General features: G+C 65.2%; 17 protein-coding genes. 14 read left to right on the forward strand and 3 right to left on the reverse strand.

The annotated features are described in order from the left end of the window. Positions 1-108 precede the first annotated feature (108 nt). The 13 genes from ACWA1Q_RS02470 (at position 109) to ACWA1Q_RS02530 (ending at position 12,847) form a co-directional block, all read left to right on the forward strand. Entirely contained in the window at positions 109-525 is a 417-nt protein-coding gene (locus ACWA1Q_RS02470) for a hypothetical protein (protein ID WP_463759234.1), read from the forward strand. 49 nt (positions 526-574) lie between these two features. Beyond that, positions 575-2,053, forward strand: a complete 1,479-nt coding sequence (locus tag ACWA1Q_RS02475; protein ID WP_463759236.1) for a malate:quinone oxidoreductase — start codon at positions 575-577, stop codon at positions 2,051-2,053. Between the two features lie 189 nt (positions 2,054-2,242). Beyond that, entirely contained in the window at positions 2,243-3,505 is a 1,263-nt protein-coding gene (locus tag ACWA1Q_RS02480; protein WP_463760746.1) for a glycosyltransferase, read from the forward strand. A 19-nt stretch (positions 3,506-3,524) separates the two neighbouring features. Further along, positions 3,525-4,139, forward strand: a complete 615-nt coding sequence (locus tag ACWA1Q_RS02485; RefSeq protein ID WP_463759238.1) for a thymidine kinase — start codon at positions 3,525-3,527, stop codon at positions 4,137-4,139. Positions 4,140-4,242: 103 nt separating this feature from the next. Further along, complete coding sequence (locus tag ACWA1Q_RS02490) at positions 4,243-4,797, forward strand: hypothetical protein (protein ID WP_463759240.1); 555 nt, start codon at positions 4,243-4,245, stop codon at positions 4,795-4,797. 153 nt (positions 4,798-4,950) lie between these two features. Further along, positions 4,951-5,937, forward strand: a complete 987-nt coding sequence (locus ACWA1Q_RS02495) for a diacylglycerol/lipid kinase family protein (protein WP_463759241.1) — start codon at positions 4,951-4,953, stop codon at positions 5,935-5,937. Positions 5,938-6,031: 94 nt separating this feature from the next. Further along, positions 6,032-6,856 carry a MurR/RpiR family transcriptional regulator gene (locus tag ACWA1Q_RS02500; protein ID WP_463759243.1) on the forward strand — a complete coding sequence of 275 codons (825 nt, stop codon included), beginning with the start codon at positions 6,032-6,034 and terminating at the stop codon, positions 6,854-6,856. 161 nt (positions 6,857-7,017) lie between these two features. Continuing rightward, positions 7,018-7,827 (forward strand): metallophosphoesterase family protein, encoded by an 810-nt coding sequence (locus ACWA1Q_RS02505; protein WP_463759245.1) that lies wholly within the window; start codon positions 7,018-7,020, stop codon positions 7,825-7,827. A 7-nt stretch (positions 7,828-7,834) separates the two neighbouring features. Then, positions 7,835-8,866: an ABC transporter substrate-binding protein gene (locus ACWA1Q_RS02510; RefSeq protein ID WP_463759247.1), complete on the forward strand. Its 1,032-nt coding sequence runs from the start codon at positions 7,835-7,837 to the stop codon at positions 8,864-8,866. Next, a complete protein-coding gene (locus ACWA1Q_RS02515; protein WP_463759249.1) occupies positions 8,850-10,532 on the forward strand; it encodes an ABC transporter permease in 1,683 nt (560 codons plus the stop codon). The genes ACWA1Q_RS02510 and ACWA1Q_RS02515 overlap by 17 nt, the downstream gene beginning before the upstream one ends. A gap of 40 nt (positions 10,533-10,572) precedes the next feature. Continuing rightward, positions 10,573-11,661, forward strand: coding sequence for an ABC transporter ATP-binding protein (locus ACWA1Q_RS02520; RefSeq protein ID WP_463759251.1), 1,089 nt, complete (start codon positions 10,573-10,575; stop codon positions 11,659-11,661). 11 nt (positions 11,662-11,672) lie between these two features. Then, positions 11,673-12,290 (forward strand): histidine phosphatase family protein, encoded by a 618-nt coding sequence (locus ACWA1Q_RS02525; protein ID WP_463759252.1) that lies wholly within the window; start codon positions 11,673-11,675, stop codon positions 12,288-12,290. After that, entirely contained in the window at positions 12,287-12,847 is a 561-nt protein-coding gene (locus ACWA1Q_RS02530; RefSeq protein ID WP_463759254.1) for a histidine phosphatase family protein, read from the forward strand. The genes ACWA1Q_RS02525 and ACWA1Q_RS02530 overlap by 4 nt, the downstream gene beginning before the upstream one ends. A gap of 90 nt (positions 12,848-12,937) precedes the next feature. Here ACWA1Q_RS02530 and ACWA1Q_RS02535 read toward each other — a convergent pair whose 3' ends face one another. Next, entirely contained in the window at positions 12,938-14,422 is a 1,485-nt protein-coding gene (locus ACWA1Q_RS02535; RefSeq protein WP_463759256.1) for an HNH endonuclease signature motif containing protein, read from the reverse strand. 108 nt (positions 14,423-14,530) lie between these two features. Here ACWA1Q_RS02535 and ACWA1Q_RS02540 point away from each other — a divergent pair, with 108 nt between their 5' ends. Beyond that, positions 14,531-14,908 (forward strand): hypothetical protein, encoded by a 378-nt coding sequence (locus tag ACWA1Q_RS02540; protein ID WP_463759258.1) that lies wholly within the window; start codon positions 14,531-14,533, stop codon positions 14,906-14,908. Positions 14,909-14,949: 41 nt separating this feature from the next. Here ACWA1Q_RS02540 and ACWA1Q_RS02545 read toward each other — a convergent pair whose 3' ends face one another. Then, positions 14,950-16,329, reverse strand: a complete 1,380-nt coding sequence (locus ACWA1Q_RS02545; protein ID WP_463759261.1) for an MFS transporter — start codon at positions 16,327-16,329, stop codon at positions 14,950-14,952. Between the two features lie 155 nt (positions 16,330-16,484). Then, on the reverse strand, positions 16,485-17,732 hold the full coding sequence (locus ACWA1Q_RS02550; RefSeq protein ID WP_463759262.1) for an ice-binding family protein: 1,248 nt from the start codon (positions 17,730-17,732) through the stop codon (positions 16,485-16,487). Positions 17,733-17,916: the final 184 nt, after the last annotated feature.

Genomic DNA, 17,916 nt, shown 5'->3' on the forward strand with positions numbered 1-17,916 from the left:
CGCCTGAAACCACAGAACCGCGGCAGGGCACTTTCAGCCGACCCCTTGTGTTAGATAGCAGCGATATCCATAATGGGATACCTCAGCTATCCAATCGCAGGAGCAGCAATGAATGCACCCAACATCATCACCGCGGGAATCGTCCTCCTCACGGTGGTCGCCATCGAGTCAGGAGGCGTGTTCCTCCTCAGGGTCGTCCGCGGGCACCAACCGGCCAATGCGCTGCAGACCAGTTTCTTCCGCGCGGGCCACGCTCACGCCGGCGTTCTCGTGATCCTCGGCCTGGTCACGCTACTCCTCGTCGACGGCAGCGGTGCGACCGGGCCGGTGGTCGCTGCGCCGACACTCGTCCTGTCGGCGGCCATCCTCATGCCCGCCGGATTCTTCCTCTCGGTGATCGGCCGCGACCCGGAGAAGCCCAACCGGTTCGTGCTGTTGCTCTATGTGGGTGCTGTGGTCCTCGCTGCCGGGCTCGTGCTCGGCGGGGTTGGACTGATCGGCGAGGGGGTGGCGCAGCTGAACTAAGCGAGCGCTCCGTGCGCCCGCGGCCAGCTGCGCCGCCTAAACTAGAGGCATGACAGCTTCCAGCCCGGTGGATGTCGCCCTCATCGGTGGCGGCATCATGAGCGCGACCCTCGCATCCCTGATCAAGCAGCTCCAGCCGGACTGGACCATCGAAATCTTCGAGCGTCTCGGCGATGTCGCCGAGGAGAGCTCAAACCCCTGGAACAACGCCGGCACCGGCCACGCCGCCCTCTGCGAGCTCAACTACATGCCCGAGGGCAAGGACGGCTCGCTCGACCCGGGCAAGGCGATCAGCATCAACGAGCAGTTCCAGCTCAGCCGCCAGTTCTGGTCCTCGCTCGTTGCCCGTGGCATCCTGCGCGATCCATCCACGTTCATCAACGCCACCCCGCACATGACCTTCGTGCAGGGCGAGAAGAACGTCAAGTACCTGCGCGAGCGCTACAACGTGCTCAAGCAGCAGCCACTCTTCAGCGACATCGAGTACTCCGAGGACTCCCGCGTCATCCACAAGTGGGCGCCGCTGCTCATGAAGAAGCGCCTCAAGGGCGAGCCATTCGCCGCCACCCGTGTCGCCTCGGGCACCGATGTCGACTTCGGCGCGCTGACCCATCAGCTGATCGATGCCACGACGGATGCCGGAGCCACGCTTCGCCTCAACACCGAGGTTCGTGGGCTCAAGAAGCAGAAAGACGGAACGTGGCAAATCCGTCACCGCAAACTCGTGGGCAAGACCCCGGGCGAGACACACGCCCGATTCGTGTTCGTCGGCGCCGGAGGGTGGGCGCTCAAGCTCCTGCAGAAATCCGGGATTCCTGAGATCAAGGGTTACGGTGTCTTCCCGATCTCGGGTCAGTTCCTGCGCACCGACAACCCCAAGATCGTCGCCGAGCACCAGGCCAAGGTGTACAGCCAGGCCGCTGTCGGAGCACCGCCCATGTCGGTTCCGCACCTCGACGCTCGCGTTGTCGACGGCGACACGAGCTTGCTCTTCGGCCCGTACGCCGGGTTCAGCCCCAAATTCCTCAAGAACGGGTCGATTCTCGACATCGTTACCCAGGTTCGCCCGTCGAACCTCCTGCCGATGCTCGCTGTCGCGAAGGACAACCCGAGCCTCATCACCTACCTCGTCGGTGAGTTGCTCGCGAGCAAGTCCAAGAAGTTCCGCTCGTTGCAGGACTTCATGCCGACCGCGAAGCCGGAGGACTGGTACCTCATCACCGCCGGCCAGCGCGCCCAGGTGATGAAAAAAGACGCCGACAAAGGTGGCGTCCTGCAGTTCGGAACCGAGGTCATCGCGGCCGAGGACGGAACCATCGCCGGCCTCCTCGGGGCGTCGCCAGGGGCATCCACCGCTGTTCCGATCATGCTCGATGTTCTCAAGCGCTGTTTCCCGCAGGAGTTCTCCCGGTGGGAACCGCAGATCAGCAGCCTGATCCCGAGCTACGGCACGATGCTCAACGAGAACCCGGCGCAGGCTGAGGCGGTTTTGTCAAAGACGGCAGACGCCCTCGCCATCACTCGCTGACGCTCGAAAGACGCACTAGCAGGGGTCCCCTGTTTGGGGAACCCCTGTTCGCTCAAAGTTGAGCAACTCTCAGGGAACAGAGTATATTTGAGCCCTAGTCGGGGGTCCAACCCGGAATTCTCCAACGGACCACAGCGTCCCTAAACGCGCCCGGCTCGAGAGACACCCTCTGGTCGGTGTCAGAGGGTGATGGTCGTTGTGGGTGCAGCAGGCAATACCGGTCCGGAGTCCGCAGCGCTCAACATCCTGTACAGCTTCCCCGGCGCCATCGGCGGGCCCGGCGCTGGCGTGGTCGCCTGGCACCAGGTCAACCAGCTCGTTCGCCTCGGTCACGATGTGACGCTCGTCGTGGCCAGCGTCGCCCGACCTGTCGTCGGCATCCGTGCACTGGTGCGCTCCCTCGATGTCGTCGGACGGATGATCCCCGAACGCACCCTCGGACGGGCTCGCGCCTACATGTGGCACGACTGGCGGGCGCGCCGGGTGCTCGCTGCGGGTGCGTTCGACGTCGTGCACACCTGGCCGCTCGCTGGAGCCCGCACGCTGGAGCTCGCGCAGCGGATGGGTGTCGCCGGTGTGCGTGAAGCACCCGGATCCCATATCGCCGTGGCGTGCACGGTCGTGAGCCGGGAGTACGCGCGGCTCGGTCTCGAGATCCCGCCGGTCTGGTCCACCTTCGGTGACGTCGACCGGCTCGAGCTCGAGGAACGTGAATACAACGCCGCCACCGCGCTTCTCGTGCCGTCGGATGCCGTCGCCGACTCGTTCCTGTCGCGCGGCTACGAATCCTCCCGCCTCATCCGGCACCGCTACGGGTTCGACCCGACCGAGATCCGCGTGCCGGTGTTCGAGAAGGATCACCCTTTCACGGCCGTCTTCATGGGCCGGGGCGTTCCGCGCAAAGGGCTTCACTATGCGCTCCGCGCATGGTTGTCGTCGCGGGCGAGCGAGACAGGCCGACTGTTGATCTACGGCGAGATCGACGAGGACTACCGCGAGCAGGTAGCGACGCTGCTCGACGACCCATCGATCTTCCTCTGCGGACCAACGAAGAAGCCGGCCACCGCCTACGCGAAGGCCGACGTGCTGTTGCTTCCCAGCGTCGAGGAGGGGAGCGCGCTCGTCACGTACGAAGCACAGGGTGCAGGCGTTGTGCCTCTCGTCTCGACCTCGAGCGGTGCCGTCGTCGACCACGGCGTGAACGGGCTCATCCACCAGCCGGGCGACACCGAGCAACTCGCCGCACATCTCGACCTGCTGTTCGACCAGCCGAAGGCACGTGAGCAGTTGCGTCGCGCGGCTCTCGCCCGGGCACAGGAGCTCACCTGGACCGCTGCCGGCCGGGTCCTCGTCGACGCGTACCTGAGAGCCCTCCGGCAGCCGACAGAGCTCGCCTACGGCCGCCCGACCGAGCGGGTGTGGTCCGAGCGCAACAGCTCGGCGGTCTCCTGACCACCACTAAACTCGACGGGTGGCAAAACTCTACTTCCGCTACGGCGCGATGAACTCCGGCAAGAGCACGGCCCTCCTCCAGGCTGCGTTCAACTACGAGGAACGCGGCCACCACGTTCTCCTCGCCAAACCCGCCGTCGACACCAAAGCCGAGTCGCACATCGAGAGCAGGCTCGGTGTCGACCGCCCCGTCGACTTCGTCATCGAACCGGATGCCGACACCTACGCTCTCTTCCAGCACCACCGGGCGGCGGCACTCCAGCGAAACGGCGCCGACCTCAGCTGTCTGCTGATCGATGAGGCGCAGTTCCTGACCGACGAACAGGTGAACGGGCTTCTGCGGATCGCGCTGCTCGAGGGGATTCCGGTGCTGGCTTACGGCATCCGCACTGACTTTCAGACGGTGGCTTTTCCTGGTAGCCGCCGCCTGCTCGAGGTCGCGCACAGCCTCGAAGAGCTCAAGACGATCTGCCGGTGTGGCCGCAAAGCGCTGTTCAACGGGCGGCGTGTGGGGGACCGGTTCATCTTCGACGGCGACCAGGTCGCGATCGACGGTGTCGAGGTGACCTACGAGTCGCTCTGTGGTGTCTGTTACCTGCAGGAGTCTGCCGGGGCCCTCGGGCCGGTGCGCTGACCGCTCCCCGCGTGCGGTTCGGCGGCGCTGTCAAGTCCCTCCCGGTGAGGAGAGGGCGAGCGTAGGTTCCTTGGACACTCATCGTTCAAAGGGAAGGACTCTCATGCCCAGTCGTAACACCGTTGTCCGCAGCATGCATGATGTCGGCCTGGCCGCCTGGTTCGGAGGGTCCCTCATGGGTGCCGTCGGGCTCAACGGCGCAGCGGCGAAGGCTCGCGACTCGTCGGAAGGACTCCGCCTCGCATCGATCGGCTGGTGGCGCTGGCTACCGGTCGAGCTCGCGGCCATCGTGATCCACGGCATCGGCGGCATCGGCCTCATTGCCAGCAACAAGGAACGCCTCAAGAACCAGGCCGAGAGCCGCAGCAACACCGCGGTCAAGCTCGGGTTCACCATCGCTGCCGGAACCTCGACGGTCATCTCGGGCATCCTCGGCCGGATCATCGACGACCACTCCGAGGAGGGTGCGGAGGGGGTCACCGAGCCCAAGCCGGAGGCATCCGAGGGAATGCAGACCGCGCAGAAGGTGCAGAAGGTTCTGCAGTGGGTGACGCCGGCGCTCACCCTCGTGATGATCGTGCTCGGTGCCCAGCAGGGTGAGCAGCAGCGCCCGGTCAAGGGACTGTTCGAGACGACGGCAAAGATGTTCCGCCGCTGAATTCCTGCCCTCAACGCCGAAGTGTCCGGGCTCTGTCAAGGCCCCGGGCGCTTTCGCGTTCCGGCGGCGGCGATCCCTAGGCTGAGAAGCAGCTGCCGTATCTCCTGCTGCGTTGCAGTGCGCACAGTGCCCCCGATCCAGGAAGCGAAAATCATGAGCGACTCCACCCAGCCCGCGGCATCAGCCAAGGTCGCTGCCCTCGTCTACAACCCGATCAAGGTCGACCTCGACGCCATCAAGGCCGTCGTCGCCGCCGAGGAGAAGGCGGCGGGATGGGGCGAGACGCGGTATTTCGAGACCTCGATCGAAGACCCGGGTCAGGGCGCGACGAAGCGAGCCCTCGAGGCGGGCGTGGACATGGTCATCGTTGCCGGGGGAGACGGCACCGTCCGTGCCGCCGCTGAAGCGATCCACGATTCAGATGCCGCGCTGGCGTTGCTTCCGTCCGGCACCGGAAACCTCCTCGCACGCAACCTCGACCTCACCCTCGACGATCTCGAGCACTCGATCCACTCGGCGTTCACCGGCCGGGATCGCGACATCGACCTGGGCATGATCGACATCCGGTCGGGGGAGTCGGCGACGACGAGCCACGTGTTCCTCGTGATGGCGGGCCTCGGACTCGACGCGAAGATGCTGGCGAACACCGACGAAGACCTCAAGAAGAAAGTCGGCTGGCTCGCGTACGTCGGCGCGATCTTCAAGGCGCTGACCGACAAGAACGAGTTGCGCGTGCGCTACAAGCTCGATTCCGGGCGGGTCAAGAACGTGCGAGCGCACACCATCATTGTCGGAAACTGCGGCTCCCTGCAGGCCAACGTTCTGCTCTTGCCGGAGGCCGCTGTCGACGACGGCGAGTTTGACATTCTGATTCTGCGGCCCGAAAACCCGTTCCACTGGGTGCAGATCCTGTTCAAGATCATCTGGGAGAACGGGGTGCTCATGCGCACCAAGCTCGGCCGCAAGATGCCGACGAAGGACGTCAACGCGCTCAACTACGTCAAGGGCCGGGAACTCACGATGAAGCTCAGCCGGGCCGAGGAGATCGAGCTCGATGGCGACGGCATGGGAACCGCGGTTGCGGTGAAGGTGCGGATCAAGCCCGGTGGCCTGACGGTGCGGGTGCCGCAGGACGCGTAGACGCCCCACTCCGCCCTTCACCGGCACGACACCGCCCGGTGGTTTCGGTTCGCTATGCTGCCCGCACCCGGCGTCAGCCGGCGAGAGGCGGAGCATGAGCATTCCCAAGAAGGACGACGCGGTGTTGGCACGACTCCGGGCGTCGCTGTCGCTGCTCGGCCCGAGCGAGCGCCGGGTGGCGTGCGTCATTCTCGAGTGCCCCGGTGCCGTCGTGGACTGGTCCACCTCTGAATTGGCCTCCGCGGCGGCAACTTCCACCGCCACGGTCGTGCGTGCCTGCCAGACGCTGGGCTTTCGCGGGTTCCAGCACCTGCGCCTCGAACTCGCGCGCGCGGCGCCGTCCGCGACTCCGTCCAGAGCCGCCGACCCGCTCTCGCGTATCTTCTCCGATGCGGCGGACTCGATCCGGGTCGGCCGTGACAGTGTCGACCTCGGCAGCCTCGCTGCTGCGATTGAGGCGATAGCGGATGCCGGTCGGCTCGTCCTCGTCGGAAGCGGCTTCTCCGCGCCCCCGGTCCAGGATGCGGCGATGCGATTCGCGACCGTCGGGCGTGCGGCCGAAGCGCCGAGCGATGTGCTCGGCCAGCAGTTCGCCGCTGCCTCCCTCACCCCGACGGATGTGTGTCTCGCCGTCAGCTATTCCGGCGCAAACGTGCACACGCTCCACGCATCGACGGCGGCGGCCAACGGGGGAGCAACGGTGATCGCCATCACGAGTTTCGCCCGGTCACCGCTGACCCGCCTGGCCGACATCGCTCTGATCACCGGCCCGGTGACGCGAGCGCACGACGTAGACCCGTTCCTCAGTCGGCTCAGCCACCTGCTCGTGCTGCACACCATCCACTCGGCGCTCGCCGAAGGCGACAGCGCCGAGCAAATGCGCAACGTCGTCGCCGATGCCCTCGTCACCGGCGACTGACACTCGAGCACGTCGCGGGCGGCCGCGCGAAGGGCCAGTCGTCCTGCGCCGTTCAGCGTCGCATCCCGGGCTGGTCACCGGGAGTTCACCTCGGGCGGCGACGCTGGTTCCGTAACAACGTTTCATCGAAAGTGAAACGCCGAAACGGAAAGAGGGTGGGCATGAGCGCGGCAACCGGGCGGTTCACGATCCTGCACCTCAGTGATGTGCACGCCACGGCAGGCGACCTTCTCTATGGGCAGGTCGATGGTCTCGCGCGGCTGCAACAGGTGGCGGATTATGCCCGCAGCGCCGGAATCACACCCGAAGCAGTTGTCGTCACGGGCGACCTGATCCAGCGCGGCAACGCGGATGCCTATCCTGCCGTCCGCGAGGCACTCTCGCGTCTCAGCGTGGATCTCGGCGCTCCGATCCTGACGGTTCTTGGCAACCACGATGAGCCGGGTGCCGCCCGTCTCCTCGACGGGCACGGTGAGAGCCACTATCGCGTCGATCACATCGGCGCACTTCGTTTTGTGCTTCTCGACTCCAGCAGCGGCGCCCTCGACGCGGAGCAGTTGCGCTGGCTCCATTCGGTTCTCAGAACGCCATACGGCCTCGGAACCGTTGTCGCCCTTCACCACGCACCGGTACCATCACCCATGCCGACCCTGTCGAAGACGGGCTTGCGTGATCCAGCGAGCTTCGCGTCGGCGATCACCGGATCAGATGTGCGGGTCGTTCTCGCCGGACACTACCACCACGCCATGTCGGCGAACTTCGGTGGAATTCCCGTTTCGGTCGGCCCGTCGCTCGCTTACCACCAGGTCATGGATGCGGGGCCGAACACCGTCAGCGGTCACGACCTCGCCATGTTCTCGCTCGTGCACGCCACCGCGTCGAGTGTCATCACGGCACCGGTCAGCCTGTTGCGTCCGCGTCCGCTTTTCTCGTCCCCCGCACCCGCACTGTCCGCTGTATCCAACCCGTAAGGAACTCATGTTCGCCAGAAAATCGCTTGTTGCCGCCGCTGCCTTCACCGCCCTCGGCATCGCTCTGACCGGATGCTCCGCGTCGGCCGAAGCAGAAACCGCGGCTCCCAGCGCGGACGCTCTCGGAGAGTCGACGATCACCGTCTACACCTCGGAGCCCCAGGAGAAGATCGACGCGGTCATCGCCGCGTTCAACGAGCAGCAGCCGAACGTCACCGTCGAGGTGTTCCGGGCAGGAACCGGCGACCTCACCGCCCGTATCGAAGCCGAGAAGGTCGCCGGTGACGTGCAGGCAGACGTGCTGCTCGCCGCGGATTCCGGAACATTCGAGGGTTACAAGGCCGACGACCTGCTCCTCGAGTACACGCCCGCCGACGTCGATTCCCTCAACCAGGACGTGGTCGATCCGGACGGTTTCTACACCGGAACCCGCATCATCCCCACCGTCATCGCCTACAACACCGATGCGATCAGCACTCCGCCGGAGTCGTGGGCAGACCTGACCGACGAGCAGTATGCGGGCAAGATCACGATGCCGAACCCGGACGTCTCGGGTGCGGCCGCGTATAACGCCGCGGTCTGGATGGACGAAGAGTCGCTCGGCGAAGCCTGGCTCACCGAGCTCGCCGCGAACCAGCCGGTGATTGCGGAAAGCAACGGACCTGTTTCGCAGGCCGTGGCATCCGGCACCCAGCCCGTCGGGATCGTCGTGGACTACCTCGTTCGCGAACTGCAGGCTGCCGGATCGCCGATCGATGTCGCCTACCCGACCGAGGGTGTGCCGTACGTTTCACAGCCGGTCGGCATCTTCGCGTCAACTGACGAGCAGGAAGCCTCCGAAGCGTTCGTTGACTTCCTGGTGAGCGAAGAAGGCCAGTCTCTCGCGGTCGAGCAGGCATACCTGCCCGTGCGCAACGACGTCGGAACCCCGGAGGGTGCCCCGTCGATGGACGACATCGCGATCCTGTCGCCCGACCTCGACCTGATCAACGAGACCAAGACAGCAGCCGTCGAGCGCTTCAATGAGCTCTTCAACTAAAGTTCGCTTCCAGGGCCCGGTCGTTCGCGACCGGGCCCTGACCCGTGCTCCCGGACGGTCGAGGCGCGACGGAGTCGACCTGGTGCGAGTGGCGCTGTGGCTCGTCACGGCTGCGCTCGTCGTCGGTCCGCTGGGCGCGATCGTCGTGCTCGCCCTCTCCGGTAATCACCTGCCCATGTTGCTCGAGGGTGATGTCGTCGAAGCCGGCATTAACAGTCTCGGTTCTGCGCTGCTCTCAGCGCTTGGGGCGGTGACCCTCGGCACGGTCCTCGCCCTCCTGCTCGACCGCAGCGATCTGCGTGGCCGCGGAGTGCTCCGGCTGTTCGCGGTGAGTCCTCTGCTCGTGCCCCCGTTTGTCGGAGCAATCGCGTGGATTGGGCTCGCTGGCCCGACCGGTCCGCTCAACAAACTCTGGACCGGGTGGTTCGGTGGCCCCCTGTGGAACATCTACGGCGGTGACGGTGTGGTGTTCCTTCTCATCGTTCACTCCTACCCGATCGCGTACATCATCGTTTCTGCGGCACTGCGCCGGGTTCCGACCGATCTGGAGCAGGCTGCACGCATGAGCGGAGCATCCGCTGGCCAGGCCGTCGGTGCGATCACGCTGCCCCTGCTGCGCCCCGCGATGCTGAGCGCGTTCACCCTCATCGCCGTGTCGAATCTCGCGGATTTCGGCATCCCCTCGATCGTCGGTCTGCCCGAACGGTTCGTGACCCTGTCGACGCTGGTGTACCGGTATATCCAGTCAGGCACGGTGGAGGCTCCGCTCGAGGTCGTCGCCACGATCGGTGTCGTGCTGCTCACGCTTGCCGTGCTGGCAATGGTCGCCGACCTGCTGCTGTCGAAGAACCGCTGGGAACTGGATGCCTCGGCGTCCGCCCCGCAACCGCTGCGGCTGGGTCGCCTTCGTGGCCCGGTCAGCATCATGGCGTGGGTTGTTTTGCTCGGTCTGACCCTCCTGCCGCTTCTCGCTCTACTCAGCCAGGCTCTGTTGCCCGCACCGGGCGTGCCGTTGACCTGGGACAACCTCACCCTCGACAACCTCGTGAGAGCGACGACTGCTCCCGGCACGCTTGCGGGAGCGAGCACCTCGGTGATGCTGTCGGTGCTGGCCGGGGTGATCTGCACCGTGCTCGGTCTCGCGATCGGAACCGTCGTCACGCGCACGAGGGCCAGGTCCAACACCGCTTTACGCACGCTCGCAATGGTGCCGCAGGCGATCCCCGGGCTCGTGATCGCCGTCGGCTGGCTCATCATCGCTCCGTCGATCGGTCTCTTCAACACGCCGTGGCTGATCCTCTGTGCCTACGTGATGTCGTTCACAGCGCTTGTCGTGCAGTCGGTAGCCGCTCCGCTCGCCGCGACTCCGCTCACGGCGGAGGAGGCGGCGCGGATTTCGGGGGCATCGCGCCTGCGCGCACTGTTCGACATTTCCTGGCGAATGGCGGTTCCTGCCGCGCTAGCCGGCGGGGTGCTCGTCATGCTCACCGCCGTCCGCGAACTCACCATTTCTGTTCTGCTGCTGTCACCTGGGTCGCAGACCCTCGGTGTGAACATCTTCAGCCTGCAGCAGGCGGGGGCGTACAACGCGGCATCCGCTCTGTCCCTCGTCATCACCATCGTTGGGCTGGCGGGCCTCGGCCTCGCTGCCAGACAGCAACGCTGACCCTCCCTCTTACCTTGAACCCGTAACCGAAAGGCGCCCCGTGGCATCCGTATCTCTCGACTCCCTTGGCCTGACCTACCCGGACGGCACTGTCGGCCTCGCCGACATCGACCTCCACATCGCCGATGGAGAGTTCGTCGCCCTGGTCGGGCCGTCCGGCTCGGGCAAAACCACCCTGCTGCGCGCGATCGCCGGCTTCCTGGCGCCGACGACGGGAAGCATTCGAATCGATGGTGCCGTGATGGCATCGGGGAACTCACTGGTGCCGCCCGAAAAACGGGAACTCGGCATGGTGTTCCAGCAACACGCGATCTGGCCGCACTGGGATGTTGCCCGCAATATCGGGTACCCGCTCAAGCTGGCAGGGGTCGGTCGGGCAGAGAGGGCGAAACGCGTCGACGAGGTGCTCGCGCTCGTGGGGCTGTCTGGCTACGAGAAGCGCAACCCCGCGATGCTGTCTGGCGGGCAGCGGCAGCGGGTCGCCCTGGCGAGGGCGATCGTCGGCAAGCCGCGGGTGCTGCTGCTCGACGAGGCTCTTTCTGCTCTCGATGAACCGTTGCGGGATGCCCTGCGTCTCGAACTGCAGACCCTGACCCGGTCGATCGGGCTCACGGTTGTGCATGTCACGCATGATCGGGAGGAAGCCCTTGCGCTCGCCGACCGGGTGGTCGTGCTCGACGGCGGGCGGATCCAGCAGGTCGGCACACCACCCGATCTCGTGTCGCGTCCGGCGCACGCGTCGATCGCTCGATTTCTGTCGGATGCCACGCTCTTCGATGGTGAACTGACGAACGATGGCTTCGTGGCCAGTGGGCATCCGTGTGCGGTCGATCTCGATGAGCTCGACGCTCCGGTTGGTGCGACCGGAGCGGGAACCATCGCCGTATTGCCCGAGGATGTGGATCTGGTTGCCGGGGAATGGGGCAACGCGACGGTGACGGTCACGTCGTCGCTGTTCGGTCGCAGCGGGAACGATGTCGTTGTCGACTGGAACGGCACTCCGGTGCGCTGTCGGATCGTTGGTCGTCGGCCATTGGTGGGGGAGCGGCTCGGAATCACCATTCGGCGGGCGCTGTTCTACCCGACGCCGGTGGGTGTTTCGGCCGAACTGCTGGTGGAGTCGTCATGACCGGGAGCAGGTTGGTCGCGTTCGTGCGTCACGGTGAGACGGACTGGAACCGGCAGCGTCGCATCCAGGGCTCGACGGATGTGCCGCTCAATGAAATTGGTCGGCTGCAGGCGCGTCAGCTCGGGCGTGACTTGGCTGCTGGGTCATGGGAGGTGGTGGTGAGTTCGCCATTGGTGCGAGCGGTCGAGACGGCGTCGCTGCTGTCGTCCGTGGCCGGGTTGCGTGTGGTCGAGCCCGTTGAGGGTCTCACCGAACGAGCGTATGGCCGTGCCGAGGGCCGTCCAGTTGACGAAGTGAACGAACGCTGGCCAGATGGTGAGTTCCCCGGCAGTGAATCTCTGTTCCGTCTTGCTCAACGGGGGCGAGTGGCTATCGAATCGCTTCTCGAGCAATACGACGGCGACCTGGTGCTGGTGTCCCATGGGGCGTTGCTGAGGGCGACGATGTCGGTATTGACCGGCCAGCCTTTTGCCCGGGTGGTCAACGGTTCGGCGACGGTGCTCGAGTACCGGGCGGGGGAATGGTCGCAGGCGAAAGCGCTGTTCCCGTCGCCGCGCTCGGGTGAGGTGGGTCCTACAACGGCGAGTACAGGCATCCCTCAGAGGGCCTCGGCTACGGTGGATTTATGACGACAATTGCCCTCGTGCGCCACGGTGAGACCGACTGGAATCTGGCCAAGCGCCTGCAGGGTCGTGCCGACATCCCGCTCAACGAGACGGGGTTCGAGCAGGTGCGTGCGCTCGCCGAGACCTTCTCGCCCGACGACTGGGCGCTCGTGTTTTCGTCGCCCCTCTCACGTGCGGCGGACACGGCGCGGGCGATCAGCGAGGGATCCGGGATACCGTTCGGTGGCATCGAAGACGACCTCATCGAGCGCAGCTTCGGCGAGGCGGACGGAGCAACCGCAGCGGACATCGAGGCCAAATGGGCGGACCGGATCTTCCCCGATGCCGAGCCGCTCGAGGTCGTCCGTAGCAGGGGAGCCGCTGTCGTCGAGAAGCTCATCGCACAGCACCCCGGCAACCTCCTTCTGGTGTCGCACGGTGCCTTCATCCGCGCCACCGTCTTCGCGCTGACCGGCACCGACATCCAGGGCCTCGCGAACGCGACCATGATCGTGTTGTCGCAAACGGATGCCGGTGGCTGGGAGATCGTTTCAGCCGCGGTCCCGGCCGCCTCCCGCTGACTGGCCTTCGCAACACTCGTCGGTGATCGAGTAGCGGGCTGCGAAGCGCGCTGCGCCATCACGATCCGAGCGCCAACTTCGACATCGGGATCAGGCCCGCAGTCGAGCTCTCATGAGTGGCGACTTGCTCTGGAGCAGAATCTCTTTTTGCTCCAGGTCGATGCTCGGTGGCGGTATGAGGAAGTACTCGGTATCTCGCCGCACGATCGCCCACCCGTTGTTGTGCATCAGGAGATGATGATGTCGACATAAGAGGACGCCGTCTTTTGTCTCGGTCTTTTTCGAGTGTTCCCAATGGTTGATGTGGTGTGCTTCGGTCCACGAGACCGGTCTGTCGCACCCGGGAAACATGCAGCCGCCGTCTCGCGCCGCCATTGCTCGTCGCTGTCGGCGGTTGAACAACCGCATGAGGGTCGTGGCTTCGAAGACCGAGTTTCCCGGACCCATGAGCACTCCCATGATGCCGGCGTGGCACATCGTGCGTTCGACGGTGGCTCCGGAGACGATCTCCCGCGAGTACTCGATCATCCCCATACCTTCGACGTTCCCGTCACCGTCCGGTGTGGGGAGTTCCTCGGCTCTCACCACGATCCGCACTTCGGGCTGGACTCGTGTGAAAACGGTGTCGGGGTCTGCTTGAACCCCGAGTTGCATCAGCTGGATGAGGTTGTCGAGGGCGATTTGTTCGGTTGTCCGATTGTCGGCGACGAGAGCATCGGCTGCCGCAACATCGTCGGGATGCACGAACCGTGGCCCGCCGGTGCGAGGACTGGTGACCGTGTCGATGATGCCGGCGAAGATCGCCTCGTTCTCTGGATCGAGCCGGATCTGTACGCCACGCATGCCCGTGGCATCCCGTCGCATCATGCGCAGACTGCGTTGGTCGCGCAACTGCTGTTCGCGCTCGCCGATACCGGCCACGTCGATGAGGTTTCGTTCCTCGCGAGCCAGGCGTGCCAATTCGTCGGCGTCGGTTGTCGCTGCCAGAGGCAGTAGTCGCTCCGCAGCCGCCCGTAGCGTGTCGGGCGGTATGTTCTCGTTCGGTTCCCCGAGCCCGCGGGCAATGCAACTTGCCGCGGTTGTGGAAAGTTCTCCCCTCGACACCGCCATCGAGAGCGGTGAGTGCCACGGCACCTCAACCGGAAGCAGAGCGGTCTCTTCGCCCATCGCTTCGCGCTGTTCGTTGTCGCGTCGCATCCGATCGGCCGCTTCGGCCTCTCCCACGGCGGTACCCACCCGCACTTGCTTCATCGCTTCGCCCCGAGTGGAACCGGTGATCGACTGAACCAGGGCTTCAGGAGTGCGCATGCCGCGACGCTGTGCGAGACCGGAATACCCGAGCTCGCGATCCGACAGCTTGGCAATCTGGCCGGCGCCCAACGCCACCAGTGCTTCACCGAGCTTCATGACCTCCGCCGCCCTCTCGGTGAATCGCTCGACCTCGTCGCTCGAAAGCCGGCCCACCAGTTCAGCCTCGCTCAGGCCGGTGCCCGCACCAGCCGGGTCAATCGGAAGACCGAGGCTGGAACGCAACTGCGTCACCATCGCGGGGAGCCGATCGAGGATCTGAGTCATGCTCCCATTTTAGCAAAAAGTCAACGACATTCGAAGGTTTGTTCGATCTGTGGATAAGTTTCTTGGTCGAGAAGTTGCCCAGACACCCTGCCCCGCTACAGTGCAACCATGACTCTCGCTGCGGCCGTGCTCGCCTGCCTGATCCTTCTCGCGCTGGCCGTCTTCCAGTCGCTCCTGATCGGCGGTCGCCCGCTCGGCCGCTTCGCCTGGGGCGGGCAGCACGATGTGCTCCCGCGGAACCTCCGAATGGGCAGCATGGTCTCGATCGTGCTCTACGCCGTCTTCATGGTGGTGATCCTTGAGCGGGCCGGAGTCACCAATATCTTCCCGGATGCCATCTCGCAGGTCGGCATCTGGATCCTGACCGCGTACTTCGCGCTGGGCATCATTATGAACGGCATCTCGCGGAGCAAACCCGAGCGCAACCTCATGACGCCGGTGTGCATTGTGCTCGCGGGCCTCTGTCTGCTCATCGCGCTGAACTGAGTGGACCCGCGCCGTAGCTACGGCTACGGCTGCGGCTACAGCTACAGTGACTCGCTGTCCTTGACGCCGACGGTACCAACGCCAGCGCCCGCGTCCGGCTTGCCACCGCCACCCGGCGCAACACCGTCGGCCTCCAGCGGCTTCTGCTCCCGGGCCGCCGCCATCGCCGCACGCCCGGATGGCAACAGCACAGCCACGACCATCACCAGGATCGTCACGATTCCAGCGATGACGAGTAGCAGCTGCACACTGATGACATCCGCGAGGGGACCGAACACCGTCATCCCAATCGGTGTGGCCATCGCCATCACGATGCCGACGTAACTGAACACCCGGCCGTGCATCTCGGGCTTCACCGTCTCTTGAACGAGCGTCATGAACGGCGCCGAGAACAGTGGCACGAGAAGCCCGAACCCGAACATGAATCCGTAGAACACCCAGAGGTTCGGTGCGAGCCCGAGCGCAATGGTGAACACGGCAAAGCCGAACGTCGAGAACAGGATAAGCGAAATGCGCCCCCGCTTCGCCAGCACAGTCGCAACCAGAACACCTCCGAGGGTCATGCCGACGCTGAAGGCGATCTCGAGCACGGTCACCATCCAGACCTCGGTGCCGAAGGTCCGCGCGATGAGCAGCGGCGTGATGAACGACGGCGCCACTGTCAGCAGGAAGATGATCGCGAAAACTCCGAGCAGCCACCGCACAACCTTGTGCGACCAGATGTAGCGGAATCCGCCGACCAGGTCCTCGCTATAGGTCGTCGTCTTCGACGCAATGGAGGCGAGTGTCGGCACGCTGACGAACAGCAGGAATCCGACGCCGATCACCGCGGTCACGACATCGATGAAGAACACGGGCACAATCCCGAACAGCCCGAACACGGCGCCGGCAGCGGCAGGTGCGAGCAGCGCCATCGCGGACTGGATCGACCCGAACACGCCGTTCACTCGCATCAGTTGGTCGGCGGGCACGATCTGCGGGATCATCGCCGACACCGCCGGCGTCTGGAACCCGGCGCCGATCGAGCGCGCTCCAACCGCAAGCAGAATCACCCACAGATCCGTGATGCCGTTCGCCATTGCCAGGGCGAGCACAAGGGTTATCGCGGCTATCGAGGTATCGGCGATGATGACGAGCACACGCCGGTTCATCCTGTCCGCAACGACCCCACCAAAAATCGACACAATGCCCTGCGGCAGGAACGCAGCGAGCGCATACAGGGCAATCGCCAGCCCGGACTGGGTTGCGAATGTGATGTACCACATCACCGCGTACTGCACGATCATCGACCCGAAGAGCGAGATCGTCTGTCCGCTCAAAAACAGGGTGACGTTCCGCTTCCAATGCGGTGGAACAGCGGATGCTTCCGCGCCGCCCGCGAGGACGTCGTTGTCAGCAGAGGAGGTGGGCTCTGAGTTCACGTGCTCAGGGTACCCACTGCCTGCGACATCCGTCATCAGTTGTTCGCCGGCAGCGTGCGGTCCGCTGGCGGGCGCCTAAACACCCGAAACGGACGAGAACACCCGGCGTGCCGGTGTTCTCGTCCGCAGTGGATGATCAGGCGGGGCTGAGCCGACTATCCCTGGGTCGCGCGAGCGTTGTGCGCCCGCCGCAGAACGAGGGTCAGACCACCGAGCGCGAGCAGCAGAGCGCCGAGCCCGAGCAGCGGCACGGTGAGCTCAGCTCCGGTTGCAGGCAGGTCGCTGTCGACCGGGGTCCCGGGTGTCACAGGAGCTGCTGGTGCTTCCGGAACGTCGGGCGCTGCAGGTACGACCGGCGGAACCGCGGGTACGGCCGGCGGCACGACAGGAGCCTCCGGAACCACGGGCGGAACAACCGGTGCAGCCGCGGTGTCCAGTGTGTAGGTGCTGGTCGCAGCCGGGGATGTCCCATTGCTCGCGGTGATCGCGAACGTGGACGACCCTGCGGTCGTCGGGACGCCGGAAATCACGCCGGTCGCACCGTCGAGCTCCAGGCCCTCAGGGAGTTCTCCCGAAGAGACCGCGTACGTCACAGTGGGCGTCCCCTCGGAGGTGACGGTGAAGGAGTATTCCTCACCGACCGTCGCGTCGGTCGGAGCATCCGACGTGATTGTGGGACTGGTCGAGACCTCGGTGGTTCCGGTGTCGCATCCGACTGGCGCGGTGATGACGTTCGTGTCGAGCGTCACCGCTCCCGTGTCTGCGAGCAGGCGGCCGGTGATGTCGGCACCGGTGACAGCGGTGATGGATGCCTGCGCCATGACCGTTCCGACGAACTGGGCGTCGCTGCCGAGGGTCGCTGAGCTACCGACCTGCCAGAAGACGTTGCAGGCGCTCGCTCCACCGGTCAGGGTGATGCGCGAACTGGATCCTGCGATCAGAGTGCTTGCTGCCTGGAAGACCCATACCGATTCGGCGGTGCCAGCCAGGGTGAGCTCGCCGTTCAGTGCAAGCTCGCCGCCGGAGTAGACGCCGGGCGTGAGCGACAGACCGGCGAGTTCGCCGACCCCGGTCGTGGTGGGGGTCAGGCTGGCGGCCACGTTGTACGCGGTTGTCAGGTCGCTCTGCGCCTGTGCGGCCTCGGCGTCGGCGGAGTGCAGGACGCCACCGTAGATTCCGGGTGGGAATCCGACGATTGCTGTTCCTGGGCTTACGCCGACATCGCCTTCGATGACGGTGGGCCCGGTGTTCGTCACGGTTGATGCGCTCAGCACTCCGAACGTTGCTGCGGAGCCGAGTCCAACCGGCCCGTCAATAGTTGTGTCTGCGTGCGCCGGAGTCGCCGAAAAGAGCAGGATGCCGATCGACGCTAAAGCGACGGATGCTGTCGCGGGGCGCGACAAATAACGGTTCTTGAAGATGGTGTGCCTCCCAATAGAGAAGGCGTAACGCCGAGCCCGAACTCGTGTTTACTGCCCCCTGCGGTAGGTCTATCACGTTAAATTCTTTAAACCTAAACGAGCGTATTGATGTGCGCAGTGCAGTTGCGCTCGAGCCTTGGACCGTTGATCGAGTGCCGACCGAGCG

It is taken from the genome of Mycetocola sp. TRD_SC_2 (genome assembly GCF_055361225.1).

What these genes read in the sequence shown, in the direction of transcription:
- ACWA1Q_RS02470 (WP_463759234.1), top strand. Translation starts at nt 109, where the DNA reads ATGAATGCACCCAACATCATCACCGCGGGAATCGTCCTCCTCACGGTG.
- ACWA1Q_RS02540 (WP_463759258.1), top strand. Translation starts at nt 14,531, where the DNA reads ATGACTCTCGCTGCGGCCGTGCTCGCCTGCCTGATCCTTCTCGCGCTG.
- ACWA1Q_RS02515 (WP_463759249.1), top strand. Translation starts at nt 8,850, where the DNA reads ATGAGCTCTTCAACTAAAGTTCGCTTCCAGGGCCCGGTCGTTCGCGAC.
- ACWA1Q_RS02530 (WP_463759254.1), top strand. Translation starts at nt 12,287, where the DNA reads ATGACGACAATTGCCCTCGTGCGCCACGGTGAGACCGACTGGAATCTG.
- ACWA1Q_RS02480 (WP_463760746.1), top strand. Translation starts at nt 2,243, where the DNA reads ATGGTCGTTGTGGGTGCAGCAGGCAATACCGGTCCGGAGTCCGCAGCG.
- ACWA1Q_RS02535 (WP_463759256.1), bottom strand. Translation starts at nt 14,422, where the DNA reads ATGACTCAGATCCTCGATCGGCTCCCCGCGATGGTGACGCAGTTGCGT.
- ACWA1Q_RS02490 (WP_463759240.1), top strand. Translation starts at nt 4,243, where the DNA reads ATGCCCAGTCGTAACACCGTTGTCCGCAGCATGCATGATGTCGGCCTG.
- ACWA1Q_RS02495 (WP_463759241.1), top strand. Translation starts at nt 4,951, where the DNA reads ATGAGCGACTCCACCCAGCCCGCGGCATCAGCCAAGGTCGCTGCCCTC.
- ACWA1Q_RS02505 (WP_463759245.1), top strand. Translation starts at nt 7,018, where the DNA reads ATGAGCGCGGCAACCGGGCGGTTCACGATCCTGCACCTCAGTGATGTG.
- ACWA1Q_RS02475 (WP_463759236.1), top strand. Translation starts at nt 575, where the DNA reads ATGACAGCTTCCAGCCCGGTGGATGTCGCCCTCATCGGTGGCGGCATC.
- ACWA1Q_RS02510 (WP_463759247.1), top strand. Translation starts at nt 7,835, where the DNA reads ATGTTCGCCAGAAAATCGCTTGTTGCCGCCGCTGCCTTCACCGCCCTC.
- ACWA1Q_RS02500 (WP_463759243.1), top strand. Translation starts at nt 6,032, where the DNA reads ATGAGCATTCCCAAGAAGGACGACGCGGTGTTGGCACGACTCCGGGCG.